The following is a 4071-nucleotide window of genomic DNA, read 5'->3' on the forward strand; positions in this document are numbered from 1 at the left end:
CAGCGAGAAGGCCGTGGTCAAGCACACGTCGAACCTCTACGACGCCCTCGGGCTGAGAGTCGACGCCGACGACCACCGCAGGGTGCTCGCGGTCGTGCGCTACCTCTCGCGCTGAGCCCGCGGCCTCGACGGCAAAGGAGGGACTCAGGTCCCTTCCGCGGCGACGGGCGTGCTGTGAGCATGGGCGCGTGACCCGGCACCCCGACGGGAACCCCAGCGCCCGTACCCTCACCGGGCAGGCCCAGCCAGGCCGGCCCCTCGCCGCAGCGGCGGCGACGCAGACGCTGCGCGCCGGGGCGGGTCGGGCGACGAAGGGGTGTCCATGAGCAGGCGACGCGACCAGGCACGGCGGCCCCGGCCTCCGCGTCTTCGCGGCGCGCTCGCCGCGGCGGTCACGGTCGCGGTCGTCAGCGGCCCGCTCCTGCCGATGTCGGCCGCCGCCGCCGATCAGGCGCCCGCTCCGCGCGCCGTGGTCGAGGCCGCCGACGCGAGCGGCGCGACCACCCGGCTCACGACCGACGACCTGATCGCGGTGGTGCCGCGCGCCGTCGAGGTCTGGCCCGAGTCGGAGCGCGCCGGCGTCGGCGACATCCGGCTGCTGATCATCGACCTTCCCGGTGACGCCCTGGCCGTGACGACCGCGGCCGGCATCGCCGTGGACGTCGACGCCGGCGGGCACGGCTGGTTCGTCGACCCCACGCCCGACGACGACGCCGAGTTCGAGGTCGGCCCGGACGGACGCGTGCAGGCGGTCGTCGGCAGCGCCGCCGAGGGGCGCATGGACCTCGCCTCGGTGCTCGCCCACGAGATCGGCCACGTGCTCGGCCGCGGCGAGCTGGCGTTCGCACCGGATGCCGGTGCGCACCCGGTGATGGCCGACCACCTCGATCCCGGCGAACGGCGGCTCGTGCTCGGCTACGACGCCGGAGCCGACCCGGCGGTGTCGGCGGCGATCGCGGCGGGCGGCGGTTTCCACATCCGCGCGGCGGCGGACGCCGTCGACCCCGGCACCGATCCGATCGCTCCGGCCGACGCGACGGCCGCGGCCGCTGACCTCCCGCCGGCACCGGAAAGCGCTGCTGATCAGGCATCCGCCGAGCCGGCGGCGGACGATCAGCCGGCGGTCGCGGTGGAGCAGGCGGGCGTCGCCGAGCCGTCCGCGGCCGAACCGGTCGCCGCCGATCCCACCGAGGTCGCGCAGTCCGGCACCGGCGGCGCCGGCACGGCCGAACCGGCGGCGTCGGAGACGGGGCAGACGGCGCCGCCGACCGACCGGGTCGATCCGGACGTCGCGACGGACGCGGCATCCGCGACGCTGCAGACGTCCGCGGACGGGACCTCCGACGGCGCCGACTCCGAGACCACCGCGGCCGGACAGCAGCCCGCGGTGCCCGCGCCCGCCGCCTGGGACATCGCCGTCGACCCCGCGACCGGAGCGCTGCATTTCGCCGACGACGGCACGGTCACGTTCGGCGACGTCGTGCGCCGCCTGGTCGAGCTGACCGAGATCGTCGCGACCGGCACCGACGGCGACGACCACCTGACGGTCAGCACCGAGTCCGACACGACCCCGACCGTTCTGGTCCGCTTCGACGGGCGCGGCGGCGTCGACACGCTCACCGGCCCGCGTCGCGACGCGATCTGGACCGTCACGGGCGCGTCCGCGGGCGTGCTCAGAGCCGGAGATCTCGAGATCGCCTACACGGGCGTCGAGCGTCTCGTCGGCGCCGACGACACCGACGACAGGTTCGTGCTCGAAGGGGCCGGATGGGTCGCGTCGGTCGACGGCGGCGGAGGCGGCTACGACACCCTCGCGCTCGACGGCGGCGCGTTCGACCGGATCGCCGCGACGGTCACCGGCGCGCAGTCCGGCACGGTCGCGCGCGACGATCTCGTCACCGTCTACTACGGGCTCGAGCCCGTCGAGCTGGGAGCCGCCTCCTGCACGACGTGCGTCCTCGACGTCGGCGACGCCACACGCGACGTCTCGGTCCGCACCGTGGCGGGGAGCACCGTCGTCGAGCTCGCCGACGAGGACGGCGCGCCGTCGGGCGAGACGCACACCTACACGATCCCCACCGCGTTCACCCTCCGCATCGTCGGCGGCGCCGCCGACACGCGCTTCCGCGTCGCCCCGCTGTCGGGCCTCGTGAGCCTCTACATCGACGGCGGCGGCGGCGAGAACACGATCGTGGTCGACCGCGACGCCGACATGACCCTCGGCGCACCCGCGTTCACGTCGGCCGCCTTCGGGCTGCCCGCCGACGGATTCGCCGAGCTCAACCCGGCCACGCTGCGCGTGGGCGCGCAGCTCATCCATCTCATCAACGTCTTCTTCGCCGAGCTCACCGGCGGTGCCGGCGACAACACGTTCGCCATCGGCGCCACGTGGGCGGGCAGCGCCGCCGTCGACGGCGGCGGCGGGATCGACACGCTCGTCGGCCCCGACGCCGACGCGGACTGGATGATCGCCGACGGCCGCGGCGCGCTCGACTGGGACATCCACGACGCCGACGGCACCCTCGTCGCCACCGGCGTCGCCGAGTTCACCGGCATCGAGGTGCTGCAGGGCGGCAACGGCGCCGACGTCTTCGCGATCGACCTCGCGACACCCGACGAGCAGGACGGGGCGGTCCTCGTGAACCTCCGCGGCGGGGGCGGGGTCAACGCGCTGGTCGCGTCCGACACCGACAACGAGTGGTCGGTCACCGCGGAGGACGGCGGCACGCTCACCCTCCGCGCCGACGGCGTCCCCGTGGGGTTCGTCGGCTTCGCACTCGTCCAGCACCTCGTCGGCGGCAGCGGCGACGACACGTTCCTGATCGGGCCCGCCGGTCGTGTCACCGGCAGCATCTCCGGGGGTCCGGCCGACGCCGAGGCCGAGGATCAGCCGACCGACACCCTCTCGTGGGCGGAGTGGTCGACGCCCGTCGCCGTGACCATGCCGGCATCCGACTCGGAGACGCCCTTCACCGGCACGAACGTCGCCGCGTTCGCAGGCATCGACGCCGTGGTCGGCGGCACCGCCGCCGGCAACGCGATCGACGGCCCGGCCGACGAGCACGTGACGTGGACCGTCACCGGGCCGCTCGCCGGCACCGTCGCCGGCCTCGCCTTCCAGGGCTTCGGGATGCTGCGCGGTGCGTCCGACAACGCCGACCTGTTCATCGTCGGGCCCGGCGTCCGCTTCGCCGGCACGATCCACGGCGGCAGCGGAGGCAGCGACACCCTGCTCATCCACTCCGACGCCGACACCGGGTCGATCTACAACCCGGCCGGCGCCGATGCGTCCGGCGTCGCCGCGCTCTACGGCGAGAGCGTGCCGTTCACGGGCATCGACCGGCGCGACGTGCTCGGCGGCAACGACGTCAACCGCACGTGGCGCGGCAGCATCGGCGACGACACGATCACCGTGAGCGCCCACCCGACCCTGGCGAACGTCATCGTGATCACGACCGGCGGAGTGGGCTGGTACGACGCGACCACGGGCACGGTCACCAACCGCTGGCAGTTCACCGCCCCGACCGCATCGCTGCTCGTCGAGGGAGACCACGGCACCGACGCCATCACGATCCAGTCGCTGTCGAGCGCCTGGCGCGAAGGCGCGGCGCTGTACGTCTACGGCAACATCGCGGACGCCACCTTCCTCCCCGTCGCCGTCGACGACCCGTGGATCGACACCGTCGCCTTCGCGGGCGACGTCGCGACCGGTGGCGGCGCGATCGAGGTGTGGGCGGAGCGCATCGTCGTCGACCCCGGCGTCACGCTCGACGCCGCCGACGGCTACATCTCGTTCCGCGCGCGGCTCATCGGGCTCGCCTTCCTCGAGAACCGCCTGCCGGTGTTCGTCTCCGACCGCTCGGTGTCGATCGCCATCGGCGACGGCGCCGTGCTCGAGGCCGACGCGGTCTTCCTCGTCGCCCAGGTCGAGGACCGCAGCCTCGCCGAGGTGCTCGGCGCCGCCAACGAGGTCGACAAGTACGTCATCGACCCGCTGTTCGGCGGGGCCGGCCCGCTGTGGCCCGGGCTCGACTCGATCCTGTCGCTGCCCGTCTCGGTGCTCGTGAAGTC

General features: G+C 74.5%; 1 pseudogene. It reads left to right on the forward strand.

The annotated features are described in order from the left end of the window. Window positions 1-322: 322 nt before the first annotated feature. Window positions 323-4071, forward strand: a pseudogene (locus WML84_RS13415) (hypothetical protein); the annotation flags it as partial.

Source organism: Microbacterium sp. (genome assembly GCF_039812165.1).
Classification (GTDB): domain Bacteria; phylum Actinomycetota; class Actinomycetes; order Actinomycetales; family Microbacteriaceae; genus Microbacterium.